Source organism: Gordonia aichiensis, from assembly GCF_039946255.1.
GTDB classification, from domain to species: Bacteria; Actinomycetota; Actinomycetes; order Mycobacteriales; family Mycobacteriaceae; genus Gordonia; species Gordonia aichiensis_A.
This window is the reverse complement of sequence record NZ_JBCDWL010000017.1, coordinates 34,769-59,824: the sequence shown is the minus strand read 5'-3', so window position 1 is coordinate 59,824 and position 25,056 is coordinate 34,769. Positions and strand designations below refer to the sequence as shown.

Genomic DNA, 25,056 nt, shown 5'->3' with positions numbered 1-25,056 from the left:
AGTATGTCTACGTTACTCTGTTCAGCCGATATCGTGGTTCTGGCCCAGTAGTCCGTACAGATGACTATTGTGCCTTTGTGAGCTTATTCCGCAAGAGGCCGACTAGAGTGACCGACTTCGACGCAGACCTGTTCGCCACCTCGTACGAGTGGACGACCGAATTGTTTCTGCTCCGCTTCAACGACCGTCCGATCCGCGAGCGGCTCGCCCGGCGCGCGCAGTTGTTCGGGACCTGGCTGACCCGCCCGCTGCCCCACTACTGGGACACCCCGCCGCCGTGGCTGTACCTGGCGCGCAAAGCCACCGCGAGCAACCGCTCGATCCCGGACTTCCTGTGCCTGGGAGCGATCAAGAGCGGGACCAGCGACCTGGCGACCAACCTCATCGCCCACCCCAGCATCGGTACGCCGCTGTGCAAGGAGTTGCCGCACCACGACCCGGAGAAGTGGCGCCTCTACTACCCCACCGACGACGAGATGGACCTCATCCGCGAGTCGACCGGCACCGCGCGCAACGGGTACTTCAATCCGCATCTGATGGACCACGACTTCCCCGAGGCCGTCGCTGCGGCGAGACCCGACATGCAGATCGTGATCATGCTTCGCGACCCCGTCGATCGCATGTACTCGCACTTCAAGTTCGACTACATGTTCGGCGGCGCCAAGGCGCTGACCAATCCGGTCTTCGACGACTACGCCTCATACGTCGACTACGCCCTCGGCAAGTACCCGTACCCGTCGAACTTCTACACCCCGCAGGCGCCGCTGCATTCGGGCATCTACGCACCCCGGTTGAAGCGATGGTCGGAGTTCTTCCCGCCGGAGCAGATCCTGCTGCTGCAGGCCGAGGACTACTTCACCGACCCGGCCACGGTGCTGGCCCGGATCCACGACTTCCTCGACCTGCCGCCGGTCGACTACCAGCGCCTCCCGGTGGTCAACGAGAGCCCGGTGGCCGCGCCCGCCCAGGACGAGCAGTCCCGTCAGAAGCTGATCGACTTCTACCGGCCCCACAACGCCGAACTCGAGGAGCTGACCGGCCTGTCGTTCGGCTGGAACTGACACCCCTCAGCCGCAGCGGACGATCGGCTCCGGATCGTAGCGGACCGTCCGCGTGTGCCGGTAGGTCTCGCGCCCGGTGGCCGCGTCGCGGATGATGCGGGTGTTGGACGCGGTGAAACCGCCCTGCCCGCTGCTGGGCACGCAGCTCTCGGACGCGGGCACCTGTACCACCGTGGGCGAGGTCGGGTAGGTGCGCGATCCGGTCACCGACTCGACGTCGACGGTCTTGGTGCTCCACATCCGCACGGTGACGCTCGACGGACTCCATCCGGTCTCGATGACGATGCCGTACGGGGTGTTGTTCTTGAACTGCAGGTCTATGGCGCCCTCGTACACCGTCGCCTCGCGCGCCTCCGGGTAGCGCGAGATGTAGTAGCTGTGCTCGGTGTGCGCGACGTCCTCCAGGCCGGCGAAGTACGAGGCGTTGTAGAGGGTCGTCGCGAACTGGGAGATGCCGCCGCCGACGGCCTTCGACGGCCGCCCGTGGTCGATGATCCCGGACTCGACGTAGCCCTGCGCCGAACCGCGCGGTCCGGTGTAGCCGTTGAGCGAGAAGGTCTGCCCGGGCAGGATCAGTGCACCGTTCACCTGCTGGGCCACCAGGCGGATGTTCTCCCCCGAGGGACCGCTGAAGCCGCCGGTGGTGAACTCCGAGACCACTTCCTTCACGCCGAGCTTGCGGGCGCGTCTGGTGTCGACCTTCGGTTTGGTGATCCGATAGGCGACCTCGCCGGATCGGTGGTCGGGTTCGACGGCCAGGCCGGCGATGCGCTGGGAGGTCTGGCCCCAGTCCACTTTCGCCCCCTCGGCCGACGGGAGCAGCGTCGGCACGCCGCCGCCCACCCGGAAGGAGGCCTCCACCGGCACCGACTCGGTCTTCGCGGCGCGGTCGCCGAGAACGTCATCGGCGGCGCGGGCGTCGACGTGTGGCACCAGCCCGCCCTTGCCGTCCGGAACGAAGGTGACGAGCTTGCCGGCCTCTCGTGCCGAGACGATGACCCGCGCGCCGCGACCGGCCAGCGGAATCGGCCCCGCGGTCACGTGCTGCGCCGGACCGTCGAGGGTCGCCTGCACGGTCTGCGCCGACACGGTCGGCGAGAAGGGCTCCATCGCCAGGTCCACCGGATGCCCGCTGAGCCACTTCTCGGCGATCGAGGTCTTGGCCGCCGCCCGATCGATCCGGAGCCCCTTGGACGGGAAGTCGCCGACCGGCGTCAGGCCGTCGAAGTGCACGCCGCCTTCGACGGCCGCCTTCTCGAGTTCGCCGCGGTGCGCGTCGAGCGCGTCGTTGAACTTGCGGTCGTCCAACGACACCGCGGGCGCCACGTCACGGGTCACCCCCAGCATTCCGAGGAACCGATCCCACGGATTGCGCGGCTGGTCCATCAGTCGGTCGAGGGTGGCGTCGACGTCGAAGGTCGCGCCGAGCGCCGCGGGGTCGATGCGCGCCGAGCCGGTGTCCGTGCGAACCGACACCGGGCTGTGTGCGGACACGACGAGCGCCTCGAGTCGAGTGCGGGCCTGCGCCTCGTCGAGATCGCCGAAGTCGAACTCGGCGATGTGCGCACCGCGCGCGGTGTGCCCGTGTGTGAGCACGGCGTCGATTCCGAACGCTGCGCCGACCACGAGCAGACCACCGAGCAGACCGCGAACGATCCACCGGCGGGAATCGGAACGTTCGTCGGGTGGGGTCACAACTGTTGAATCCTAACGCGAAGACCTGTCTTCGGGGGAAACCGATTGTCCGAAATCCCCGGTCGTCGCGGGCTCGCCGGGCCGGTAGACAGAAGACTCCGACTGAACCGCCGGGTCGGGGGTCTGGCGGTTCAGCCGGAGCTACTCGGTATATAGTCGGAGCCTCGACACGCGTTACACGCGGACGAAAACTTTCTTCCGGACTCGGTCAGTCGCGGCGAAAGAGCTGGTCGGCGCCTCGATCAGCCTTCGACGATCGCGGTGACGCCCTGGCCGCCGGCGGCACAGATGGACACCAGCGCGCGTCCGCCGCCGTTGGCCTTGATCTGCTTGGCGGCCTGGGCGATGATGCGCCCGCCGGTTGCGGCGAACGGGTGTCCGGCGGCCAGCGAGGACCCGTTGACGTTCAGCTTGCTGCGGTCGATCGCCCCCAGGGGAGCGTCCAGTCCGAGCCGCTCGCGGCAGTACTCCTCCGACTCCCATGCCTGCAGGGTGCACAGCACCACCGAGGCGAAGGCCTCGTGGATCTCGTAGAAGTCGAAGTCCTGCAGGGTCAGGCCGTTGCGGGCCAACAGTCGCGGCACCGCGTAGGTCGGGGCCATCAGCAGCCCGTCGGGACCGTTCACGTAGTCGACGGCCGCGGTCTCGGTGTCGCGCAGGTACGCCAGCACGGGCAGCTTCTTCTCGGCGGCCCATTCGTCGGTCGCGAGCAGGACGGCCGACGCCCCGTCCGAGAGCGGAGTGGAATTACCCGCGGTCATGGTCGCATCGCCCAGGCCGACGCCGAAGACCGGCTTGAGCGTGGCCAGCTTCTCCACCGACGAGTTCGGGCGCAGGTTCTCATCGCGCGTCAGGCCCCGGAACGGGGTGACCAGGTCGTCGAAGAAGCCGCTGTCGTACGCGGCGCCCATCTTCTGGTGGCTGGCGGCGGCCAGTTCGTCCTGGTCGGCGCGGGAGATGCCGAACTCCTTGGCGGTGACGGCGGCGTGCTCGCCCATCGACATGCCGGTGCGCGGCTCGCCGTTGGCGGGGATCTCGATGCCGAGCTTGGTGACCAGGCTCAGCGCGGCCTTGATCCGGTCGGCGGTGCTGCGTGCGCGGTTCACTTCGAGCAGCTGGCGGCGCATGTCGTCGGAGACGCCGATCGGCGCGTCGGAGGTGGTGTCCACACCGCCGCCGACGGCGACGTCGTAGCGGCCACTGGCGATGCCGTCGGCGACCACCTGGATGGCCTGCAGGCCGGTGCCGCAGGCCTGCTGCAGGTCGAGGCCGGGAGTGTAGGGCGACAGCGACGAGCCGAGGACGGACTCGCGGATGAGGTTGAAGTCGCGCGGATGCTTGAGGACGGCGCCGCCGGCGACCATGCCGAGTCGCTCGCCCTGCAGGTTGAACCGGCTCACCAGGCCCTGCAGGGCGGCGGTGAACATCTCCTGATTGCTGGCGGTGGCGTAGGCGCGGTCCTGGCGCGCGAACGGGATGCGGTTGCCGCCGAGGATGGCGACCGGGCGCTGCTGACGGGTTTCCGGCTGGCGGGGCGTGTACGAGGCCACGTGCTTCTCCTGGAGTGTCGCGGGTGTCGAACCGAGTTCGACCTTGAGAGTATTCTTACTCGCGAGTAAGTTAGTTGTCGACTCCCGACCCTGCGGCACATGTCACAGTCGGGCGGACTACTGCTCGCCGCAGGCCTGTGCCTAGGGTCTCCGGCAGGGCCGGTTTCCCGACCCCGGGACGCCGAACGAAGCTTCACCGACCTCAATGAAGGAGACAGTCGTGGCAGGCAACACCGATCTGTATTCGTCCATCGTCAACAGCGGCCCGGGAGCGTTCATCGCCTCGCGCGTCGGCCTCCCGCAGCCGCCCACCCTGCGTCGATACGCGGCCTCCCAGCCCGCGCTGGCCGGCCCGGTCCTGCTCGGCGGCGCAGGCCGCCTCGTGGAGCCGGTCCGCGAGATCCTCAGCGCCGGCGACGACTACACCCTCGTCGAGAACAACGCGGGCGGCCGCTCGGCCGACAAGCTCGGTGCGGCAGTCTTCGACGCGACCGGGATCTCGTCGGCCGCCGAACTGGAGCAGCTGTTCGAGTTCTTCACCCCGATCATGCGCTCGGCCGGCAACTCGGCGCGCTTCGTAGTCCTCGGCACCACCCCCGAGCTGGCCGCGAGCCCCGACGAGCAGGTCGCCCAGCGCGCGCTGGAGGGCTTCACCCGGTCGCTCGGCAAGGAGCTCCGCAACGGCGCCACCGCGCAGCTGGTGTACGTCGCCCCGAAGGCCGCGACCGGCCTGTCGGGTGTGGAGTCCACCCTGCGCTTCCTGCTGTCGGCCAAGTCGACCTACGTCGACGCCCAGGTGATCCGGGTCGGCGACGCCGACGCCGCCGCCGTCGAGAGCTGGGACAAGCCGCTGGCGGGCAAGGTCGCCCTCGTCACCGGCGCCGCCCGCGGCATCGGCGCGACCATCGCCGAGGTCCTGGCGCGCGACGGCGCCCACGTCATCGCCGCCGACATCCCGGCCGCGGGCGAGGCGCTGAGCGAGACCGCCAACAAGATCGGCGGCACCGCCCTGCCGCTGGACGTGACCGCAGCCGACGCCGGTGAGCAGATCGCCGAGCACGTCGTGCAGCGCCACGGCGGACTCGACATCATCGTCAACAACGCCGGAATCACCCGCGACAAGCTGCTGGCCAACATGGACGCCGGCCGCTGGAACTCGGTGATCGCGGTGAACCTGATCGCCCCGCAGACGCTGGTCAACGAGCTCGTCGAGCGCAAGGCCCTGCGGCCCGGCGGCGCCGTCGTCGACGTCTCCTCGATCGCGGGCATCGCGGGCAACCGCGGCCAGACCAATTACGGCGCCTCCAAGGCCGGCGTCATCGGTCTGGTCGACGCCTACGCGCCGATCCTGGCGAAGTCGGGCATCACCATCAACGCGGTGGCCCCGGGCTTCATCGAGACCGCGATGACGGCGGCCATCCCGCTCGCGACCCGCGAGGTGGGCCGTCGGATGAACTCGCTGCAGCAGGGCGGCCAGACCGTCGATGTCGCCGAGACCGTCGCCTACTTCGCCAACCCGGCGAGCAACGCGGTCACCGGCAACGTGGTCCGCGTGTGCGGTCAGAGCCTGCTCGGCGCCTGAGCCCGGAGACGCCGATGAGTAAGACCATCATCCTCAAGTCCCTGCCGGGCGCAGGTCAGATCTACCCGAAGGCCGTGAGCGCCATGCTCCCGGTGATCGGGAAGCCTGCACGGATCGGCGCGGACGCGTCGTTGCCCGACACCGTGTACCGGATCGAGAACCTGCGCGTCGATCAGGATCGACTGCACGAGTATTGCCGGACCACGGGCCTGCAGTTCGGTTCGCAGGTGCCACTGACGTACCTGTTCGTGTTGCAGTTCCCGCTCGCGATGACCGTCATGGTGGCCCCGGACTTCCCGTTCGGCGCCGTCGGCGCGGTGCACTTCGAGAATCGGATCGAACGGTTCCGCGCCATCGGCGTCGACGAGCCGCTCACCGTCTCGACTCACGCAGAGAATCTGCGCGAGCATCGCAAGGGCATGCTCGTGGACGTGATCTCGGAGTTCCACGTCGGCCGCGAACTGGTGGCAGTGCAGACCGGGACGTTCCTGAAGCAGCAGCGCACCGGTCTGTCGGACGCCGAGCGCGGACCGAAGCCGAAGGACACCGCCCCGCCGCCGCCCGACCGCGTGGTCGGCGTCGACCTGGGGCTGATCCGCCAGTACGCGAACGCCTCGGGCGACCGCAATCCGATCCACATGGCCGATCTGACGGCGAAGGCCTTCGGTTTCAGCCGCGCCATCGCTCACGGCATGTGGAGCGCCGCGGCGGTGCTGGCGAACGTCGAGGCGCAGCTGCCGGAAGCGGTGGTGTACGCGGTGCGGTTCGGCAAGCCGATCCTGCTCCCGGCGAAGGTGAACATGTACACCGAGGCCGTCGACGGGGGCTACGACCTGTCGATCCTCAACCGGCGGAAGGGCTACCCGCATCTGACGGCGACGACGCGTCCGCGCGGCTGATCGCGCCGCCGTCGACGCCAGGCGCCGACTGCCGGTCCCATCGGGCCCGTTCTCGGGACCCGAAGGACGCCGGGAGTCGGCGCCTGACCGCTGCCCGATCGACGCCGCTCGATCGACGCTCGCCCGCCCCGCGCCGCCCGCCCCGCGCCGCTCGCCCTGCGCCGAAACCGCCGAAGACCGCCGCGGCCACCGCCCGCCGACTACCTTCGGGTCATGGGGGTGTCTGCGAGATCCGGCATAGGCGCACTGATCCTCTGCGCCGCCCTGCTCACGGCACCGGGAGCGGCGCACGCCGCACCGCACACCGGCTGGGAACCGCCGAACATGATGGCCGTCCCCCGAGCCGTTCCCGAGATCATCGACCGCGTGGTGCCCGCGCCCCCGTACCCGCGACTCGCCACGATCCCGCAACGCGCGCAGGCCCCCGGCTTCGACGAGCAGACGCTCTCGCTGCGGGAGGCCGCGCTTCCGTCGCCGACCGGCGATCCGATGTTCGACCGCTGGTCGCCGACGCTGCGCGAGCACACCCCCGGCGACGTGCTCGCCGTCCGCGACGTGACCGCCGTCGCCGCCCCGCTGGTGTCCGCGCCGATCACCCGCGCCCGTCTGATCAAGTTCGCCTCGACCGACGCCCTGGGCCGACCGTCGTTCGGGACCGCGACGATCCTCGAGCCCCGCAACGCGGCGCCGATCCGCGGGCCGCGACCGATCCTGGTGAACAACATCCCGATCGACTCGCTCGGCACGGCCTGCACCCCCGGCTACACCATGGCGCACGGGATCTCCGCGGCGAGCAACGGCGGCGACCTCGTGCCGCCGACCACCCAGCTCGCCCTGGCGCGGGGATACACGGTGATCGTGCCCGACCACGAGGGCCCGCGCATGGCGTACGCCGAGCCGACCGTCGCCGGGCACGTGGTCCTCGACTCGATCCGGGCCGCCGCCGCGCTGGACGCGTCTCGCTTCGGCGCCGGCCGCGTCGCCGTCACCGGATACTCCGGCGGCGCCATCGCCACCGACGGCGCGGCGAAGCTGGTGGCGACCTACGCGCCCGAACTGGTCGGCCGGATCGTCGGCGCCGCCATGGGCGGGGTCCCCACCGACTATCGGATGCTGGTCGGCAGCATGAACGCCAACCTCGCGACGGGCCTGTTTCACGCCGCGACCTTCGGCATCGCTCGCGAGCGGCCGTCGATCCTGACGATGGCGAACAACCTCGCGCAGTGGCTTGCGACGTCGCCGCTGAAGAACGCCTGCGAGCTGCCGCTGGCGATCGCGGGAGTGACGTTCATGCCCATGCAGTTGATGTCGAACGATCCCGACCCGTTCCACTCCCCGGTGGCCGAGCACATCTATCGCGTCACCGAGATGGCCGGCGCGAAGTCAGCCGTGCCACTGTACATCTATCAGGGCGCGCAGGAGTTCTGGATCCCCGCGGCGGGAGCCCGCGAACTGTTCGAGCAGCAGTGCAGGCTCGGCGCCGTCGCCACCTACCGCGAGGTCCCCGGCGAACACGTGATCGCCGCGATCAGCGGATATCCCGGCGCACTCGAGTGGCTCGACGCCCGCCTGCGCGGCGTCCCGGCCCGGAGCGGTTGTCGGACCTGACGGTCGGTCGCTCAGTGCTCGTCGCCGACGGCGTCCTCCGGGACGCCCACCCCGCGCAGTCCGCGCCAGGTGATTCCGAGCAGCAGGTCGGTCGCGGTCTCCAGGTCGATGTCGCCCTCGGAGATCCGGTCGGCGACGGCCTCGCCGGCGCCGACGAGCGCGACGGCCGTCAGCTCGAAGTCGACGTCGCTCGCACCCTCGGTGGTGGTTCCGCGCCGAATCAGATCGGTGACCATCGCGGTGACGTTCTTGCGGCTGTCGGAGACGATGTGGGCGAACGACGCGGTGCCGACCGCCACCCGGTACAGCACCCGCCACGACTCGGAGTTCTGATAGACGAACCGGAGGAATTCGCGAACCAGGGTCCGGGCCTGATCCTTCTGCCGCATCGACGGATCGAATCCGCTCGACATCGCCTCCATGAACCGACCGGATTCGCGGGCGATGCAGGCGCTGAACAGCTCGTCCTTGGAGCCGTAGTACAGATAGAGCATCGGTTTGGAGATCTTCGCCTCAGCGGCGATCGCATCCATCGACGTGTCGGTGAAGCCCTTCGTCGAGAACGCCGAGACGGCTGCGTCGAGCATCTGCTGCTCCCGCACCGCGCGCGGCAGACGTTTGGTTCCGCTGGCCATGCCTATAACTTACCACTGAGTAAGAACGTCACGGGCAATCCAAGACGCCCTTGGCCCGCAGAATGCGGACCACCGAACGATCCACCCGCTGCGTCGACAGCCGCCCCTTGGCGACGGCCGCCTCCAGCGAGTCGAGCACCGAGCCGACGCGGTCGGTCGACAGCCACAGCCCGATGTCGGAGCCGGCGACGATCGCGCGCAGCACGGCCTGCTCGATCGTGTACTGGTCGGTGATCGCCTTCATGCCCGACAGATCGTCGGAGAAGACCACCCCGTTGAATCCGGGACCGCCGTACTTCGTCCCGCTGCGGAGCATCCCGATGGCGGCCGGGCTGATGCTCGCCGGGGTTCCCGCACCGGTCAGGCCGGGCACGATCAAGTGACCGACCATGACCCCGGCGTTGCCCGGATCGCGCAGCAGCGTGCGGTAGGGCACCAGGTCGCTGTCCTTCAGCTGCGCCAGCGGCGGCGTCGTCACCGCACCGGTGTGCGAGTCTCCCGAGCCGTGGCCGTGTCCGGGGAAGTGCTTGAAGACCGGCATGATCCCGGCGTCCTGCAAGCCCTTGGCGAAGGCCGACGCGTACTCGGTCACCACGGCCGGATCGTTCGAGAAGGAGCGGTCGCCGATCACCTCGTCGTCGGCTTCGGCGCTCACGTCGACCGACGGCGCGAAGTCGACCGTGATGCCGAGCGCGGCCATCTTCTGCCCGGCGTCCTTGGCGAGCGCCCGCACCTGCTCGGGCGTCTTGGTCTGCGCCAGCACCCGGGCCGACGGCAGGTCGATGCCGAGCGACTTGAGCCGGTTGACCCGGCCGCCTTCCTGGTCGACGGTCACCATCAGCGGGATCGGCTGCTTCTCGGAGAGCTTCCGCAGCGAACCGTCGGTGAGCATCGACAAGTCGGTCCAGCTGCCGACGAACACCCCGCCGAGGTGCTCCCGCGCCACGACCCGCTCGGCGTCCGCGGCGTTCTGCACGCCGACCACCAGCAGTTGCGCCAGCTTGTCGCGCAGCTTCATGCTCGCCAACCGCTGCGCGCCGCACGTCTGCGGAGCCGGTGCCGCACTCGACGAGTGGCTCGCCGAAGCGGGCGTCGACGATGCCGCAGCGCTGCTCGACGTCGGCGCCGCGGTCGGTGCCGGAGGCGTATCCGAGCAGGCCGCAGAGGCGAACAGCCCGACCGCCGCCAGCAGGGCGACGACTGCGCGGCTGGGGCGGAGAAGTGAAGGCGGTCGCATGGAGTCCAGTCTCGCACGAGGCTCCCGGTGGCCGCCGAGATGGTAGTTTGGGGCAATGCGCGAACGCCTGATCTACGGAGCCGTCGCCGGGGTGGCCGGTGTGATCATCGGTATCGGCGCGGTCTTCCTCGGCGGCCAACTCGCTTCGGAGACCAAACCGTCCACGGACGTGAACAGCTTCAACGCGGACAACGGTTTCGTTCAGGGGTCGGTCGACTACGGATCCCGCGGCAGCGGAGACTCCAACAACTGACGCGCGAGCTGTCCCGGCGCGACGGGGTCGTCGTCGGTGTCGTCGCGCTGGTCATCTGCCTGCTGCAACGGCCGGGTCTCGTCTCCCCGGACACCAAGCTCGATCTGACCGCCGACCCGATCGGCTTCCTGATGCGCGCGGCGCACCTGTGGTCGCCCGACGCCCCGATGGGCCAGGTGCAGAACCAGGCGTACGGCTACTTCTTCCCCCACGGCCTGTTCTTCGCCGCCGGCGACCTGCTCCACGTCCCGGCGTGGATCGTCCAACGCTGCTGGTGGGCGCTGCTGCTGACGGCAGGCTTCATCGGCGTCGTCCGACTCGCCGAGGCCCTGCGCACAGGGTCGTTCTGGTCGCGGCTGGCCGCCGCGTGGGTGTTCGTGCTCGCGCCGCGCGTGATGACGACGCTCGGGACCATCTCCTCCGAGACCCTCCCGATGATGCTCGCGCCCTGGGTGCTGATCCCGCTGGTCCGCGCGCTCGACGACGTCGGCGACCGGCGGCCGCTGTGGCGCGAGGCCGCGCGATCGGCGTGCGCCATCGCCTTGATGGGGGCGGTCAACGCCGTGGCCACGGCCGCGGCCGTCGCGATCTCGGTGATCTGGTGGGTGCTGGCGACCGCTCGGCGCGACCGCTCGCGTCGTCGCCGGGGACTGGTCTTCGGCGCGTGGTGGGCGGCGGGTGCGGCGGCCGCCTGCCTGTGGTGGCTGGCCGGACTGGCGATCCTTTCGCGGGTCTCGCCGCCGTTCCTCGACTTCATCGAATCGGCGTCGGTGACCACCGAGTGGACCTCCCTCACCGAAGTGCTGCGCGGCACGGACTCGTGGACGCCGTTCGTCTCCCCCGAGCGCGCGGTGGGGGCGGTGCTGGTGTCCGAGCCCGCGGCGGTGCTGGCGACCGGCGTGCTCGCGGCGGCCGGGCTGGCGGGTCTGACGATGCGCGCCATGCCGTATCGCGGCCGCCTGCTGACCATCGCGGCCGTCGGCCTGCTCGCCATGTGCCTCGGCTACCCGGGGACCCTGGGGTCGCCGATCCGCGAGACGGTCGTCGCCTTCCTCGACGGCTCCGGCGCCGCGCTGCGCAACATCCACAAGTTCGATCCGCTGGTCCGACTTCCGCTGGCGCTGGGCATCGCCCATCTGCTCGCGCGCGTCCGCGTGCCCGCCCGCACCCATCACGCCGAGCGCGGTGTCGCCGCGGCGCTGGTGGTCGTGATCGCCGCGTTCGGGTCCGGTTCGCTCCTGTGGACCGGTGGGCTGGCGCCCGCCAAGAGCTACCGCGCCATCCCCGACTACTGGGCGCAGACCGCCGACTGGTTGGCCGCCGCCGAACAGGGTTCGGCCACTCCGGCGCGCGCACTCGTCGTTCCCGGCGCGCCCTTCGCCGATCAACTGTGGGGGCTCACCCGCGACGAACCCCTGCAGGCGCTGGCGCAGACGCCGTGGGCGGTACGCGATGCGATCCCGCTGACTCCGCCCGGCGCGATCCGCGCGATGGACTCCGTGCAGCGCGCCCTCAGTTCCGGGCGGGGATCGCCCGGGCTCGCCGAGACGCTGGTCGAGCAGGGGGTGAGCTACGTGGTGCTGCGCGCCGATCTGGACCCCGACACCTCGCGGTCGGCGCGCCCGCTCGCCGTGGCGCAGGCCCTGGCGCTCTCTCCCGGATTCGTCGAGGCGGCGCGATTCGGACCGCCGGTGGCGCCCGCCGCGCTCGACGGCATCGTCGTCGACGACGGCCTGCGACCGCCGCTGCCCGCGATCACCGTCTACCGCGTGGACCCCGACTGCTCGTCGTGCCTGCCGGGCGGGCCCCGACTCGTCGACGCCGCGGCCATGACGCGGGTCGACGGCGGCCCCGAAGCCCTGCTCGCGCTGGCGGACTCGCGGCGACGCAGCGGAGCCGAGCCGCTGGGACCGGCGCTCCTGACGACCGACGCGGCCCGCGCCGGACTCCCGGCGCAGCCCTTCGTCGTCACCGACACCCCGGTCGACCGGGAGACCGATTTCGGCAGGGTCGACGAGCACTCGTCGGCCGTTCGGGCGCCCGGCGATCCACGGCTCACCAAGAACGCGGCCCCCGACTATCCGGTGCCCGGCCGGCCGCTCGTCGAGGCGCAGTGGGTCCTCGACAATCGGCCCGGACAGGTGCGCGTCACCAGCTCCGGGTCGGCGGCCGACGCCACCCAGCCGGGACGCACCTCGCCCGCGAACTCGACGGCCGCGGCGTTCGACGGCGACCCGGCGACCGCCTGGGTCTCGCGCGGGCTGGAGTCGGCCGTCGGCCGCTGGCTGGCGGTCGAGTTCACGACGCCGCGCAGCGGTCTGGCCGTCACCGTCACCACGGCGAAGGCCCTCGGGCCGGACGTGTCGACTGTCCTGGTGTCCACGGACACGGGCAGCACCGTCGCGCAGGGGATCGAGCCGGGGGTGCCCACGCGGATCGTGCTGCCGGGCGGGCCGACCTCCCGGATAGAGGTCCGCGCCATCGACACCGCGAACGGTACCGGCGGCAACCAGTTCGCCGTCGCCGAGCTCTCGCTGTCGGATGCGAACAGCGGTGCGCCGCTGTCGATCCGCCAACGCACCGTGCTGCCGACCCGCGACGCCGCCGACCGGGTGTCGGAGTGGGTGCTCGGGCCCGAGTTCGGTGCCCGACCCGACTGCCTCACGCAGGAGACGGGCGACGACCGCGGTCGGGTGCGCTGCTCGCCCGCACTGGGCTCGGTCGCGGAGACCCCGGGCGTCTTCGGTCGGGTGCTGTCGGTCCCCGCGCCGACCGAGGTGGCACCGTCGGTGGTCCTGCGCCCCAAGCCCGGCGGCGAGCTGGCCGCCCTGCTCCGAGCGCCCGCGACCCTCACCGCCGACGGCGCCGCAGCCGTCACTGACCCCCGCGGCAATGCCTCGGCCGCGGTCGACGCCGATCCGAACACCGCCTGGATCGCCGCCGAACCGGCCGCCGACTCGAAGCCCCGCGGTCGAGGATCGTCGACGGCGCGTGAGAAGGACCGACCCCGCCTCACCCTGCATCTGCCGACGGCACAAGAGGTCTCGGGACTCAGACTCCAGACCCCGCACGACTATCCGGCGCGGCCCACGGAGCTCACGGTCGAGTTCCGCGACGGCGACCGGTCGGTCGGCCGGGAGCGAGTCGAGGTCCCCGCCGACGGCGCGGTGACCTTGTCGCCGCACCGCGCCGACTCGCTCGTCCTCACCGTCGAGAAGCAGAGCGATCTGATCAACGTCAACGACCTGGGCTTCGCGTCGGACGCCCCGGTCGGCATCGGCGAGATCGAGGTGCTGACCACCGACGGCGCCGTCGTCGGCGGTCGCGCAGACGACACCCGGCCGATCGAGATCCGCTGTGACGCCGACCCGTTGGGGCCGCACGCGCTGGGGCTGACCGTCTCCGGTCAGGTGGTGCGACTGCAGGCCCGCACCACGGCGGGCGCGCTGCGCCGCGGCGAGCCCGTGATCGCCTCCCCGTGTCCCGGCCCCCCGGTCCAGTTGGCCGCCGGCGAGCAGGAGCTGTCGGTCAACCCGGGCGGCGCGTTCACCGTCGACGCGGTGACGCTCACGGTTCCTGGTGCGCGAGCCGAGGCCCCCGCGGTGACTCGGCCCCGCGTCGAGAGCTGGGGTGCCACCGAGCGTCTGATGAGCGTCGACGCGGCCTCGACCGACCGCGTGCTGTCGGTCCCGGAGAGCACCAATCCCGGCTGGCACGCCCGCATCGGGGATCGCGAACTGACACCGGTGACGGTGAACGGCTGGCAGCAGGGCTGGGTGGTCCCGGCGGGAGCGGCGGGCACGATCGCCCTGACCTTCGACCTGGACTCCCCGTACCGGTGGGCGCTCGCGGTCGGCCTGTCGCTGGTCGCCCTGCTGTTCGCCGTCGCCTGGTGGCCCCTGCGCCGCACCACCTCCCCCCGCTCCGCCGCTGCTTCCACCCCCGCCCCCACCGCACCCCAAGCCACCCTCGACCCCACCGCCCCCCAACAGGCTGGTCGAGTAGGCCGAGGCGCTAGCCGAGGCCGTATCGAGACCCCCGCACTCACCGCCTCCCAAGCCACCCCCGACCCCCAACAGGCTGGTCGAGTAGGCCGAGGCGCTAGCCGAGGCCGTATCGAGACCCCAGCACTCACCGCGATCTCCCTCACCGCGGCGTTCCTGCTCGCGGGCTGGCCCGGCACCCTGCTCGCGGCCGCGACGGGCGTCGTCGTCTGGCGGTGTTCGCCGCGTATTCGGCCGGGTCTGACCTTCGGCGCGATGCTCGCCGCGACCGTCGTTCTGGCCGCGGGCCCGTGGCATTCGGGAGCGCCGTATCTCGGTTACAGCGGGTGGGCTCAGGCATTCGCGCTCGTCGCGGTCGCCGCGGCCGTCGCGTCGACCCTGGTGCCCGACCGCCCGCGGATCAGCCCGCCGGAGTCACCAGAGCAGGGCGACGACCGCGATCACTAGCGCGCCGACGGCGAAGACGCCGTGGGACAGCACCACGCCGATCGGCAGGTTCTGCTCCGCCGACGTCGCTCCGGCGACCCGCAGACTTCCGGCGCCGGGCCGGTAGCTCGGGATCCAGCGGAGGAACATCGCGATGCCCAGACCGGCCGCGACGACCATGAAGGCGATGCTGATCCATCCCGCGTAGGCGCGATCGATGATGAGGAAGCTCACCCAGGCGGTCACGGCGGCGACGCCGAGCACCATGTGGCCGAAGACCAGTTGGGGCGGCATGCGACGGTGCCGACCCGGCCCCGTCTTGGCGCGGCGCACGTGGGCGTTCGTCATCCACGCTCCGACCGTGACCGCGCCGGTGACGGCGGTGCACAGAAGCACGATCAATGCAGTGAGCATCATGGTGTCGAGGCTATCGTGGCGCGCGCCGTCCGTTTCTCCCATCGGCTCAACCGCACGCGTAGCGGTTCTTCGACGAAGGCGTAGCTCGCCGCCGACAGTGCGACGGTCAGGATCACGGTGAGCGCCCAGACTTCGACGAAGTGTCCGGCGAACATCGGGATGCCGAACAGTCCGAAGACGATGCTCAGGACCGCCAGGTGCCAGATGAAGATGCCGTACGACCATCGGCCGAGCGCGTTCATCACGGTCGAGTCGAGGAACGCGAATCGCCCCTCGCCCAGCACCAGGGGTGCCAGAACGGCCAGCGCGGCGACCGCACCGAGGACCATCTTGGCCACGTACGACAGGTGCGTCATGTCGCCGAGCCCGACGGGCCCGGCGAGCGGTGTGCAGGCCAGCGCATAGGCGGCGACGAACACCGCGAGCATCAGCGGCCGGTTGCGCGCGATCCGGACCGCCGGCGACCGGCCGTCGACGGTGCCCGCGGCGAGCGCCGCAACCGTCTCGGCGAGCACCAGGCCGACGGCGAACCACGGCAGATAGCCCGGCACCCAGTTGCGCGCCTCGACTCCGCCCGGCAGCGACAGCAGCCGGGTGATCCACGTCCATCCGAGGCTGCCGATCGCCACGGCGACGACGATCGGGATCCGCAGTCGGGCACGCGGTCCCCGCAGCCGGAACAGCGCGATCCCGATCACCGGAAGCAGCAGGTAGAAGGCCACTTCCACCGACAGGCTCCACATCTGGGTGAGTCCGGGCGCCAGCGTCAGCGGGACGAAGACCTGGGTCAGGGTCAGGTTGGCCAGCCACACCGTCGCCGACGCGCCGCGCGCCTGCGGCAGCAGCAGGAAGACGGCGATCACCACCAGCGCGTAGGCCGGCCAGATGCGAACGAAGCGGTGCCGGAGGTAGCGGACCACGTCGGGCCGCCCGGCAGCCCGCTCGCGCGCCGCGGTCGCGTACGGCCGCCACAGCAGGAAGCCGCTGAGCGCGAAGAACAGTGCGACGGCCAGATCGAGCCGTCCCAGGATCTCCCCGACCACCGGCCACTGCGTGGCGCGCGTCTGAAACGCGACGTGGGTGGTCAGCACGCCGAGCGAGGCGACGGCGCGCAAGCCCTCCAACTGCGGGTAGAAGCGCCGCGCGGGCGCCTGCGGGGAGTCGGTCATGTCTTCGCCCAGGGTAATCGCCGCGGCCCCGGCGCAGCTCGACCATCGTTCCCGAGCGGGTCAGCACGTCATTCGGGCCGGCGAGCACCTACAGTCGGTCCCATGCCCGACGCCGACGACGCCGTCTCCGATCCACCGCGCTGGTCGGCGCGCGAGCTGGTGGCGCCGACCGCCTTCTTCCTCGGCGCACTGCTGCTGGCGGCGGCCTTCGCGATGGGACCGATGATCGGGACGGGACTGAAGAAGCTTCCGCTGAGCATCGACCGCACGTGGGTCGGCGACGGCGCCGACGACGCCGTCGTCCTGGATCGGTGCTCGCTGGACGCTCCGGCGGCGCGAGTGCTGCCGGCGACGGTGCAGCAGCGGCAGCGGACCGTCGCCGTCCGGCCGGCCGATTCCGACGTGGTCACCCTGCAGACGGGCACCGCGCTCGGCGTCCGCTCGTACACCGTCGACGGCCGGTCGGTCGACGCCGAGCAGGTCTGCCACGAGCCGACCCTGGCGGCGACGATCGACCGGGTGACGCTCGACCGACGCACCGCGGCGCCGACCGGCCGCTCCGAGATCCAGTACGACGACAAGCGCGCCGCCGTCGCCGTGCCCGACCGTCGGGGCCGCACCTACGTGCTGCCGTACGGTTTCCGCACGCCCGGCGAGTACTTCGACGTCCCGACCCGTCAGACGGTCCCCCTGCACGAGGTGGGGCGCACGCAGATCGACGGGCGCGAGGTCATCCGGTTGCGCGCGACGATCGCCGACACCGACCTGGGCGCGCTGGGCACCGATCCGCGCGGCGTGATCGTCCGACCGGCGTCGTGGTTCGGGCGGTTTCCCGGCGTCGCGCCCGACCGTCCATTGACGGCGACGCTGCATCACCGCGCCATCCACGACCTGTACGTCGACACCGCGACCGGCACGCTCGTCGACCAGCGGGTGGAGATCGACGAGGAGTACCGGTTCACCGCCGACGAGTCTGCTCGCGATCCGGCTCTGGCCGACTTCGTCCTGCCGAATCTGCGGGCCACGGTGACCGGTGATCAGCGCAGTCGCTCCGACGGCGCTGCCGCAGCGCAGGCCCGCGCCTTCCCGGTCCGGCTGACGACACGGATTCTGCCGCTGGCACTCGGCGCGGCGGGCGCCGTCATCGTGATCGGCGGCGCCGTCGTCCTGGCGCGGTCGGCGCGTCGCCCGCGGTAGCGGCCGACCGAGGTCGGTCGGCGGCGACGAGCCAGACTCCGGTTGCGACCACCGCGCACGCCGCAGCACTCGCCGCGACGCCGATCAACTCGATCACCGAATCGACGCAGGTCATGATCACGATCACCTCGGCGACCAACACGACCAGTGCGGGCAGGGCGCCCCGGGTCCGGTTCTGCGCGATCGCCGTCAGCAGCATCAACTGCAGCACCGACAGCAGCGCGCCGGTCAGCGCGAACAGCCACATCAGCCCGGCCACCGGCCGGTAGTCGGCGGAGATCACCGTCGGCACCAGCGGCCCGCCGAGCGCGGCCGCGGCGGTGACGGCGAAGCCGATCAGACCCAGCACGACGACACCGCTGCGCAGCGCCGTCCCCGACCGCACCGGGTCGGCCAGGCGCGGGTAGACGACGACCCCGACGGCCTGCGGCAGCCAGAACGCGGCCTTGGCGGCGACCGCTCCGAGTGCGTACACGCCCGCATCGGCCGGGCTCAGCACCGAGCGGGACAGCAGGAGATCGACCGAGACCGCGACGATCATCACGAACTGCACGCCCGAGGCGGCCAGCACGTCGGGCAGCGCGATCGCCGAGCGGCGGTCGTCGGCCGACCCCGAACCGCCGGCCGGGTTCGCAGCGATCAGCGCGACGACGACGGCCGCGATCACCGTGCCCGCGGTGCCCGCGACCAGTGCCCCGGTGGCGTCGGACCCGAAGTACACGGCCGCGACCACCGGCGCCGACCGCAGCACCCCGACCGCGGCCAGGACGATGCCGAGCAACTGGAACCGGCCGGCGGCCTGCAGCAGGCCCTGTCCGCCCGCGATCAGCGCCAGCGGCGCCGCGCTGGCGAGGGCGGCGGCCGTGGAGTCGAGGCCCGTGTGGGCGAGCCGCATCATGACCCCGGTCGCGACGACCGACGCCGCCAGCACGACGGTGAAGACGATGCCGATCAGCCGCCACAGCCGCGGCTCCGACGTGCCGCGGACGCGCTCGCGGGCCACCACCGACTGCAGCGCCAGCGCCGGCACCGAGGCCACCAGCATGGCGGCGTTCAGCACGGAGAACTCGCCGAAACCGTCGGGGCCGAGCACCCGGCTGGCGGGCACCTGCACCGCGTAGGCCAACAGGTTGGCCAGCATCGTGCCTGCGGTGACCCAGCCCAGCGAGCGCACGGTGGACCCGCGGACGGCGGGCGGGGCGGGCGGGGCCATGCTGACCAGTCTGCCCGCAGACCCCGCGATAGACTTCATCGGCAGTATCCGGATCTGATCGAGACGAGCGCGAAGAGTCGATGTACGACACCGAACCATTCCACGAGCCCGACCCCGCCGACGTCGGGAGCCGCATCGACCCGGTCCTGGCGCGCAGCTGGCTGTTGGTGAACGGTGCCCAGTACGACCGTTTCGAGGCGGCCTCGCGCTCGCGCGCCGACATCGTGATCCTCGACATCGAGGACGCCGTCGCACCCAAGGACAAGGACAGCGCCCGCGACAACGTGATCGGTTGGCTCGCCGACGGGCACTCCGACTGGGTGCGGATCAACGGTTTCGGCACCCCGTGGTGGGCGGCCGATCTGGCAGCGCTGTCGGGCACGTCGATCGGCGGCATCATGCTGGCGATGGTCGAGTCGGTCGACCACGTCACCGAGACCGCGCAGCGGATGCCGGGCGTCCCGATCGTCGCCCTGGTGGAGACCGCCCGCGGCCTGGAGCGGATCACCGAGATCGCGTCGGCCAAGGGCACCTTCCGGCTGGCGTTCGGCATCGGCGACTTCCGCCGCGACACCGGTTTCGGCGAGCAGCCCGCGACCCTCGCGTATGCGCGGTCCCGGTTCACGATCGCGGCGAAGGCGGCCAACCTGCCGTCGGCGATCGACGGTCCGACCGTCGGCTCCAGCGCGCTGAAGCTGTCGGAGGCGACCGCCGTGAGCGCGGAGTTCGGGATGACCGGCAAGATCTGCCTGACGCCCGACCAGTGCGCGGCCGTCAACGAGGGCCTGTCGCCGTCGCAGGACGAGATCAAGTGGGCGCGCGAGTTCTTCACCGAGTTCGAGGCCGACGGCGGCGAGATCCGCAACGGCTCCGACCTGCCCCGCATCGCCCGCGGCACCAAGATCCTGGAGCTGGCCCGCGCCTACGGGATCGTGCCCAGCGACCACGGCATCAACGACCACATGCCCGCCCCCACCGACACCTACCACTACTGACGAGGTCGGCCCGACGTGCTGTACGCGGTCAGCGCACTGCTCACCGCGCTGATCTGCGGGCCGCTCTTCGATGATCATCTGCTCTACCGCGACGCCGTCGCGACCCCGCGGTTCCCGCTGGTCGCGGCGGCTTTCGGCATCGACGGCGCCCCGCCGCGCGCGGTCCCGCAGGATGCATTTCTGGCGCTGACCTCGCGCCTGGTCGACGGCGGCTGGCTGGTCGCCTCGCTGACCGCGCTCGCCCTGTTCGCCGCGGGCGTCGGCTACGGGCGGCTGGCGCTGCGCCTGGTGCCGTCGGCCGGCCGGGCCGGTGCGACGGCGGCGGCGACGGTCGGGATCTGGAATCCGTTCGTCGCCGAACGTCTGCTGCAGGGGCACTGGAGCCTGCTGGCCGGGTACGCGGCGCTCGGCTGGGTCGTGCCCGCGGTCCTCGACCTGACCCGCGCGCCGACGCGCCGACGGTGGGCTGCCCTGGCCGGGATCTTCGCCGCCGGCGGCCTCACCCCGACCGGTTCGGTGCTGGTCGTGATCGTGGCCGCGGTGGTGGCCGCGGCCGCGCGGTTGCCGCGTCGGCGGGTCGCCGTGGCCGCCCTGTGCTGGCTGGCGACCGCGTCGCCGTGGCTGGTGGGTGCCGCGCTCGCCACCGGCACCGGGAGTTCGGGCGGCGCAGCCGTTTTCGCGCTGCGGGCCGAGCCCTGGCTGGGGACGGTCGGCACCGCGCCGGGGTTGGGCGGCATCTGGAACGCCGATGCCGTCCCCGCCAGCCGTCAGGGGCCGTGGGCGTTGGTCGCGACCGCGTGTCTGCTGCTGATCGTGGCGGTCGGCACCCGGCGGCTGCTGCGACACGGCACGCGACCGGCCACCGTCGAGCGCGCCGTGGTGCGGGCGCTGGCGGGACTCGCCGTGGTGGTCGTGGTGCTGGTGATCGCGGCCGCCACCCCGCCCGGGCTGGTGCTCGTGGAGGCGCTGTTGCGCGATGTTCCGGGCGCCGGACTGTTCCGCGACACGCAGAAGTACCTGGCTCCAGCGGTGCCTTTCGCGGCCCTCGCGGCGGCCGGCGCCGTCGACGCGTTTCGACGATCGGTGCCCGCCGGCTTCGCCGCTGCGGCGGTCGTCGCGCTGATCGTCGCGCCCCTTCCCGATCTTGCGTGGGGTGTCGGCGGAAGGATCGCACCGGTGGCTTATCCCGGCGACTATGCGCAGGTCACCGCACTGATCGGGGACGACGCCGACGGCGCGTCCGGCGCTGTCGCGGTGTGGCCCGCCGACGCGGTCCGCAGGCTCTCCTGGACCACCGGACCGTCGCTGACACCGCTGCCCCGCCTGCTCGATGCGCCGGTCGTCGTCTCCGGCGAACTGACCGTGGACGGTCGGACCGTCGACGGCCCCACCGGCCGGACAGCGGAGATCGTCGAGGCGCTGCGCGCCGGCGGCGACCCGCGGATCCTCGCCGAGTCGGGTGTGGGGTGGGTGGTCGTCGAGGAGGCCGACCCGCCGCCGCTGCTGGCCGAGAGCGGGCCGCCGGTCATGCGCGGGCCGCATCTGTCCGTCTGGCGTATCGACGGCGCACAGCCCTTTCCGGAGCCGAGCGTCGCGGCGTGGGCGATGTCGGTGACGGCACACATGCTGTGGCTGGGCGCGCTGCTCGGTGGGATCGGGGCGCTGCTCGGCGCGGGAACGACGTCGATCCGGGCTGGATTCGCCCGATGGTCGCCGCGCAGACACGCAGGTGCGCCACCCCCGCGATAGTTCTGCGCGGGAGTCGCGCACCGAAGCCGGTCACCGCCTGCGGACGGTCTCTGAAACACCCCTCGGCCCGTCGGCGGAATTCCTCCGTGCTCCCAGCCGATGTCACAGCTTCAGTGTCACGCCCGGCAAAACCGGTTCACCGGTATGTAACGCTATACTCTCGAGTAATGACATGCAAGGTTCGAGTCCACTTTTCGGACTAATCGCCGCAGGTCAGATGGGGTAGTTCACATTCGGAGGGACTGATGGCGCAGCAGGCGAGAGCTGTCCAGACCCGGCGTCAGATCGTCGACGGCGCTGCCGAGCTCTTCGGCCGCGCGGGGTTCGAGCGCGCTCGCCTCAACGACATCGTCGGCGAGACCGGTCTGACGCGGGGTGCGATCTACTTCCATTTCGAGTCCAAGGAGGAGTTGGCCACAGCGGTCGTCGACGAGTTCGGCGTGCGGTCGGCCGCCGCGGTCGCCGCGGTCACCGCGGTCACCGCGACGGGCGACTACGCCGTGCGGCAGATCGCCATGCTCTGCCGCGAGATGGGCCGGCTGCTCGGCGACGACCCGGTGGTCGGCGCCGGGATCCGGCTCGTCATCGAGCTGAACTCCGGGCAGGTCCCGATCCCGGTGTACTCCGCGTGGATCGAGGCGCTGAAGCACTTGGTCTCGATCGGCCTCGCCGAGGGCGATGTGCGGCCCGGCACCGATCCGGCCGAGGCCGCCACCTTCATCACCGAGGCCTTCGTCGGCGCCCACGTGCTGTCGTACGCGGTGTCCGGTCACGACGATCTCAGCGCCCGGATCGACCATCTGGCCGACACGCTGATGTGGACGCTGATGCCCGCAGAGCGGGTCGCCGCGCACCCCGATCTGCTCGGCGCACAGTTGGCCGAGTCCGTGCCCGCGTGACTCCTCGTCTCGATGCGCTCCGTCACTCCGTTCCTCCGCTTACTCGACAACCCTGAAAAGGCCCTCCGAGAAACCCCCACCCAGGCCGCCCTTCCCAGGCCGGCAACCGCAAGGCCGCCCACCCAGGCTGGCCGAGAAACCCCCACCCAGGCCGTCCTCACGCCGGCCACGCAAGCCCGCCTTCCCAGGCTGGTCGAGTAAGCCTGCGAGCGCAGCGAGCAAGCGCATCGAGACCCCCGCACATCGCCTCGATGCGCTCCGGCACTCCGTTCCTCCGCTTACTCGACAACCCTGAAAAGCACTGCCACCCAGGCTGATCGACCACCTGAAAACACCCCAACCCAGGCTGGTCGAGTAAGCCTGCGAGCGCAGCGAGCAAGCGCATCGAGACCCCCTGCACGATCAGGGACGGACTGCGGCGAAGACCTCGGCGAAACCGTCGGCGGTGTCGGCCCACGAGTACTGCGCCGCGCGCCGGCGGGCCGCCTCGCCCAGTTCGCGGCGACGGACCGGGTCGGCGCCCAGCGTCGCCGTCGCCGCACACAGTTCGTCGAGGTCGTCGACGAGCAGTCCGGTGATTCCGTCGGTGACCGAGTCGGTCAGCCCGGCCGAACTGCGGTAGCCGATGGTCGGCACTCCGTGCTGAGCGGCCTCCACGACGGCCAGCCCCCACCCCTCCTTGCGGGAGGGCATCAGGTGCAGATCGGCGGCGGCGAGCAGCTCGTGTTTGCGGCGATCGCTGACGTAGCCGTGGAAGACGACGCGGTCGGCGACCCGCTGGGCGGCGGCCGCCTGATGGAGCCGCCCAGCCCACCAGCCGTCTCCCACCACGTCCAAGCGGGCGTCGACGCCGTCGGCGACCAGCCGCGCGACCACCGTGAGGGCATCTTCGATCTGCTTGTGCGGCACCAGCCGGGACACGGCGATCAAGCGCAGTCCGGCCCTGGCCGCAGGCGCGCTCACCCCGTCCGGAACCGGGTCGATTCCCGCACGCACCACCCGGATCCGGTGGCGGTCGACGCCCAGGTCGACCAGTTCGGCGGCCGAGGGCAGCGAGACGGTGATGTATCGATCGCGCCGGTGCACGCGCGGTGAGAGCCGGGACTCGATCTGCCATCCGATCCGGGACAGCACCGGGCCCGCGACCGGCCACTGCTCACGATGGCAGTGGTGCACCAGCACCACGGTCGGGGCTCCGGCCACCAGGCGGGCGAAGAAGGGCACCCCGTTCTGGGTGTCGACGACGACGTCGGGCCGGTAGCCGGCCAGTCGGCCGCGGCCCCAGCGCGCGGCCGCGAGTGTCGCCAGGGCCCGCGGGTACACCGTCAGCCGACCGCCCGCGCGCAGGATGCGGATCCCGCCCTTCATCTGCCTGCGCGGGGCGCCGGGATAGCGGGCGGTCAAAAGGGTGACGCGCGAGCCGCGTGCGGCGAGTTCGGCGCCGACGCGCTCCAGGTACTGTTCGCTGCCGCCGCCCTGCGGATGGCCGGTGTCGCGCCAGCACAGCAGCAGCACATCGGTCGGCACACTCACTCGGTCCAGCGTATGCGACGCTGACTGGATGCCGCCCTTCCGGATGCCATTCCGCCGTCCGCGCTCCCACCCCGTTCCGTTCGCCCGGCACGCGACCGTCGGTCGTTCGGTGCGGTTGCTGCGGGAGTTCGGGTACGAACAGTCCGAGCCCTCACGCTTCTACGCGGCGCTGGCCCGGGACACCGCGGACATGGTGGCCGGACTGCTGCCGGCCGACTGGACCGCCGGACTCGAGGGTGCCGCCGTCCTCGATGTGGGCGGCGGTCCCGGCTTCTTCGCCGACGCCTTCGCCGACCGCGGTGCCCGATACCTGGCCGTCGAACCGGACGCCGGCGAGATGTCGGCCGCCGGACTGTCGCAGCCGACGACCGTTCGCGCGCAGGGAGAGCACCTGCCGTTCCGGACCGGCAGCGTCGACGTCTGCTACTCCTCGAACGTCGCCGAGCACACGCCGACCCCGTGGGCGATGGCCGACGAGATGGTCCGCGTGACGCGCCCGGGCGGAATCGTCATCATCAGCTACACGCTGTGGTGGGGGCCCTTCGGCGGTCACGAGACCGGACTGGCCCACTACCTCGGCGGGCACCGCGCGGCCCGCCGCTACCTCCGTCGGACGGGCCGACTGCCCAAGAACCTGTTCGGCGTCTCGCTGTTTCCGATCACGGCCGCTGCGGGTCTGAGATGGGCGCAATCCACAAAAGATGCGGACCTGTTGACGGTGATCCCCCGTTATCTCCCCAGATTCTGTTGGCCGGTTGTGCACATTCCGATCCTTCGTGAGCTCGGCGCGACGAATCTGGTCATGGTCCTACGCAAACACTGAGGTCAGAGGCCCGCCAACGAATCTCAACACATTTGTGCAATCCATCCACATTGTGGAAAACACATGTGTGTAATTCGTTCACATTGTGGATAACCGCTGTGGACAAACTTT

Annotated in this window: 19 protein-coding genes; 11 read left to right on the top strand and 8 right to left on the bottom strand. The window is 71.2% G+C overall.

The window, feature by feature from the left end; all coding sequences use genetic code 11:
- Nucleotides 1-107 precede the first annotated feature (107 nt).
- Entirely contained in the window at nucleotides 108-1,061 is a 954-nt protein-coding gene (locus tag AAFO60_RS16935) for a sulfotransferase domain-containing protein (RefSeq protein ID WP_347957400.1), read from the top strand.
- 6 nt (nucleotides 1,062-1,067) lie between these two features.
- Here AAFO60_RS16935 and AAFO60_RS16930 read toward each other — a convergent pair whose 3' ends face one another.
- Nucleotides 1,068-2,756 carry a VanW family protein gene (locus tag AAFO60_RS16930; RefSeq protein ID WP_347957399.1) on the bottom strand — a complete coding sequence of 563 codons (1,689 nt, stop codon included), beginning with the start codon at nucleotides 2,754-2,756 and terminating at the stop codon, nucleotides 1,068-1,070.
- Nucleotides 2,757-2,998: 242 nt separating this feature from the next.
- Nucleotides 2,999-4,306 carry an acetyl-CoA C-acetyltransferase gene (locus tag AAFO60_RS16925; protein WP_347957398.1) on the bottom strand — a complete coding sequence of 436 codons (1,308 nt, stop codon included), beginning with the start codon at nucleotides 4,304-4,306 and terminating at the stop codon, nucleotides 2,999-3,001.
- 220 nt (nucleotides 4,307-4,526) lie between these two features.
- Here AAFO60_RS16925 and AAFO60_RS16920 point away from each other — a divergent pair, with 220 nt between their 5' ends.
- The 3 genes from AAFO60_RS16920 (at nucleotide 4,527) to AAFO60_RS16910 (ending at nucleotide 8,395) form a co-directional block, all read left to right on the top strand.
- Nucleotides 4,527-5,888, top strand: a complete 1,362-nt coding sequence (locus AAFO60_RS16920) for a 3-oxoacyl-ACP reductase (RefSeq protein WP_347957397.1) — start codon at nucleotides 4,527-4,529, stop codon at nucleotides 5,886-5,888.
- 14 nt (nucleotides 5,889-5,902) lie between these two features.
- On the top strand, nucleotides 5,903-6,787 hold the full coding sequence (locus AAFO60_RS16915) for a MaoC/PaaZ C-terminal domain-containing protein (protein WP_347957396.1): 885 nt from the start codon (nucleotides 5,903-5,905) through the stop codon (nucleotides 6,785-6,787).
- Nucleotides 6,788-7,000: 213 nt separating this feature from the next.
- On the top strand, nucleotides 7,001-8,395 hold the full coding sequence (locus AAFO60_RS16910) for a lipase family protein (RefSeq protein WP_347957395.1): 1,395 nt from the start codon (nucleotides 7,001-7,003) through the stop codon (nucleotides 8,393-8,395).
- An 11-nt stretch (nucleotides 8,396-8,406) separates the two neighbouring features.
- Here AAFO60_RS16910 and AAFO60_RS16905 read toward each other — a convergent pair whose 3' ends face one another.
- Nucleotides 8,407-9,030, bottom strand: a complete 624-nt coding sequence (locus AAFO60_RS16905) for a TetR/AcrR family transcriptional regulator (protein ID WP_347957394.1) — start codon at nucleotides 9,028-9,030, stop codon at nucleotides 8,407-8,409.
- A gap of 28 nt (nucleotides 9,031-9,058) precedes the next feature.
- Nucleotides 9,059-10,267, bottom strand: a complete 1,209-nt coding sequence (locus AAFO60_RS16900; RefSeq protein ID WP_347957393.1) for a glycoside hydrolase family 3 N-terminal domain-containing protein — start codon at nucleotides 10,265-10,267, stop codon at nucleotides 9,059-9,061.
- A 55-nt stretch (nucleotides 10,268-10,322) separates the two neighbouring features.
- On the opposite strand from AAFO60_RS16900, the gene AAFO60_RS16895 reads away from it, so the two are divergent.
- Nucleotides 10,323-10,520 carry a DUF2613 domain-containing protein gene (locus AAFO60_RS16895; protein WP_347957434.1) on the top strand — a complete coding sequence of 66 codons (198 nt, stop codon included), beginning with the start codon at nucleotides 10,323-10,325 and terminating at the stop codon, nucleotides 10,518-10,520.
- Nucleotides 10,517-14,971 carry an alpha-(1->3)-arabinofuranosyltransferase domain-containing protein gene (locus AAFO60_RS16890; RefSeq protein ID WP_432211724.1) on the top strand — a complete coding sequence of 1,485 codons (4,455 nt, stop codon included), beginning with the start codon at nucleotides 10,517-10,519 and terminating at the stop codon, nucleotides 14,969-14,971. The genes AAFO60_RS16895 and AAFO60_RS16890 overlap by 4 nt, the downstream gene beginning before the upstream one ends.
- Here AAFO60_RS16890 and AAFO60_RS16885 read toward each other — a convergent pair.
- Both AAFO60_RS16885 and AAFO60_RS16880 read right to left on the bottom strand, forming a co-directional pair.
- On the bottom strand, nucleotides 14,939-15,367 hold the full coding sequence (locus AAFO60_RS16885) for a hypothetical protein (protein WP_347957392.1): 429 nt from the start codon (nucleotides 15,365-15,367) through the stop codon (nucleotides 14,939-14,941). The genes AAFO60_RS16890 and AAFO60_RS16885 overlap by 33 nt on opposite strands.
- A complete protein-coding gene (locus AAFO60_RS16880; RefSeq protein ID WP_347957391.1) occupies nucleotides 15,364-16,536 on the bottom strand; it encodes an acyltransferase family protein in 1,173 nt (390 codons plus the stop codon). Before AAFO60_RS16880 ends, AAFO60_RS16885 begins: the two co-directional genes overlap by 4 nt.
- A 102-nt stretch (nucleotides 16,537-16,638) precedes the next feature.
- Between AAFO60_RS16880 and AAFO60_RS16875 the strand changes: the two genes are divergently transcribed.
- Nucleotides 16,639-17,733 carry a porin PorA family protein gene (locus AAFO60_RS16875; RefSeq protein WP_347957390.1) on the top strand — a complete coding sequence of 365 codons (1,095 nt, stop codon included), beginning with the start codon at nucleotides 16,639-16,641 and terminating at the stop codon, nucleotides 17,731-17,733.
- Here AAFO60_RS16875 and AAFO60_RS16870 read toward each other — a convergent pair.
- Nucleotides 17,678-18,946 carry a lipopolysaccharide biosynthesis protein gene (locus AAFO60_RS16870; RefSeq protein ID WP_347957389.1) on the bottom strand — a complete coding sequence of 423 codons (1,269 nt, stop codon included), beginning with the start codon at nucleotides 18,944-18,946 and terminating at the stop codon, nucleotides 17,678-17,680. The two genes, AAFO60_RS16875 and AAFO60_RS16870, sit on opposite strands and share 56 nt — an antisense overlap.
- Before the next feature lie 80 nt (nucleotides 18,947-19,026).
- Between AAFO60_RS16870 and AAFO60_RS16865 the strand changes: the two genes are divergently transcribed.
- The 3 genes from AAFO60_RS16865 to AAFO60_RS16855 all read left to right on the top strand — a co-directional run bounded on the left by AAFO60_RS16865 (nucleotide 19,027) and on the right by AAFO60_RS16855 (nucleotide 22,589).
- Entirely contained in the window at nucleotides 19,027-19,941 is a 915-nt protein-coding gene (locus AAFO60_RS16865; RefSeq protein WP_347957388.1) for an HpcH/HpaI aldolase/citrate lyase family protein, read from the top strand.
- A 15-nt stretch (nucleotides 19,942-19,956) separates the two neighbouring features.
- On the top strand, nucleotides 19,957-21,690 hold the full coding sequence (locus tag AAFO60_RS16860) for a hypothetical protein (RefSeq protein WP_347957387.1): 1,734 nt from the start codon (nucleotides 19,957-19,959) through the stop codon (nucleotides 21,688-21,690).
- A gap of 245 nt (nucleotides 21,691-21,935) precedes the next feature.
- A complete protein-coding gene (locus tag AAFO60_RS16855) occupies nucleotides 21,936-22,589 on the top strand; it encodes a ScbR family autoregulator-binding transcription factor (RefSeq protein ID WP_347957386.1) in 654 nt (217 codons plus the stop codon).
- A gap of 402 nt (nucleotides 22,590-22,991) precedes the next feature.
- Here AAFO60_RS16855 and AAFO60_RS16850 read toward each other — a convergent pair whose 3' ends face one another.
- Nucleotides 22,992-24,122, bottom strand: coding sequence for a glycosyltransferase family 4 protein (locus AAFO60_RS16850; RefSeq protein ID WP_347957385.1), 1,131 nt, complete (start codon nucleotides 24,120-24,122; stop codon nucleotides 22,992-22,994).
- A gap of 28 nt (nucleotides 24,123-24,150) precedes the next feature.
- On the opposite strand from AAFO60_RS16850, the gene AAFO60_RS16845 reads away from it, so the two are divergent.
- Entirely contained in the window at nucleotides 24,151-24,945 is a 795-nt protein-coding gene (locus AAFO60_RS16845) for a class I SAM-dependent methyltransferase (protein ID WP_347957384.1), read from the top strand.
- Nucleotides 24,946-25,056 lie beyond the last annotated feature (111 nt).

Bases quoted from the DNA above. Each gene is read 5' to 3' on its own strand.
- AAFO60_RS16905 (WP_347957394.1), bottom strand. From the start codon at position 9,030: ATGGCCAGCGGAACCAAACGTCTGCCGCGCGCGGTGCGGGAGCAGCAG.
- AAFO60_RS16845 (WP_347957384.1), top strand. From the start codon at position 24,151: ATGCCGCCCTTCCGGATGCCATTCCGCCGTCCGCGCTCCCACCCCGTT.
- AAFO60_RS16900 (WP_347957393.1), bottom strand. From the start codon at position 10,267: ATGCGACCGCCTTCACTTCTCCGCCCCAGCCGCGCAGTCGTCGCCCTG.
- AAFO60_RS16855 (WP_347957386.1), top strand. From the start codon at position 21,936: ATGGCGCAGCAGGCGAGAGCTGTCCAGACCCGGCGTCAGATCGTCGAC.
- AAFO60_RS16915 (WP_347957396.1), top strand. From the start codon at position 5,903: ATGAGTAAGACCATCATCCTCAAGTCCCTGCCGGGCGCAGGTCAGATC.
- AAFO60_RS16870 (WP_347957389.1), bottom strand. From the start codon at position 18,946: ATGGCCCCGCCCGCCCCGCCCGCCGTCCGCGGGTCCACCGTGCGCTCG.
- AAFO60_RS16875 (WP_347957390.1), top strand. From the start codon at position 16,639: ATGCCCGACGCCGACGACGCCGTCTCCGATCCACCGCGCTGGTCGGCG.
- AAFO60_RS16910 (WP_347957395.1), top strand. From the start codon at position 7,001: ATGGGGGTGTCTGCGAGATCCGGCATAGGCGCACTGATCCTCTGCGCC.
- AAFO60_RS16895 (WP_347957434.1), top strand. From the start codon at position 10,323: ATGCGCGAACGCCTGATCTACGGAGCCGTCGCCGGGGTGGCCGGTGTG.
- AAFO60_RS16880 (WP_347957391.1), bottom strand. From the start codon at position 16,536: ATGACCGACTCCCCGCAGGCGCCCGCGCGGCGCTTCTACCCGCAGTTG.
- AAFO60_RS16885 (WP_347957392.1), bottom strand. From the start codon at position 15,367: ATGATGCTCACTGCATTGATCGTGCTTCTGTGCACCGCCGTCACCGGC.
- AAFO60_RS16865 (WP_347957388.1), top strand. From the start codon at position 19,027: ATGTACGACACCGAACCATTCCACGAGCCCGACCCCGCCGACGTCGGG.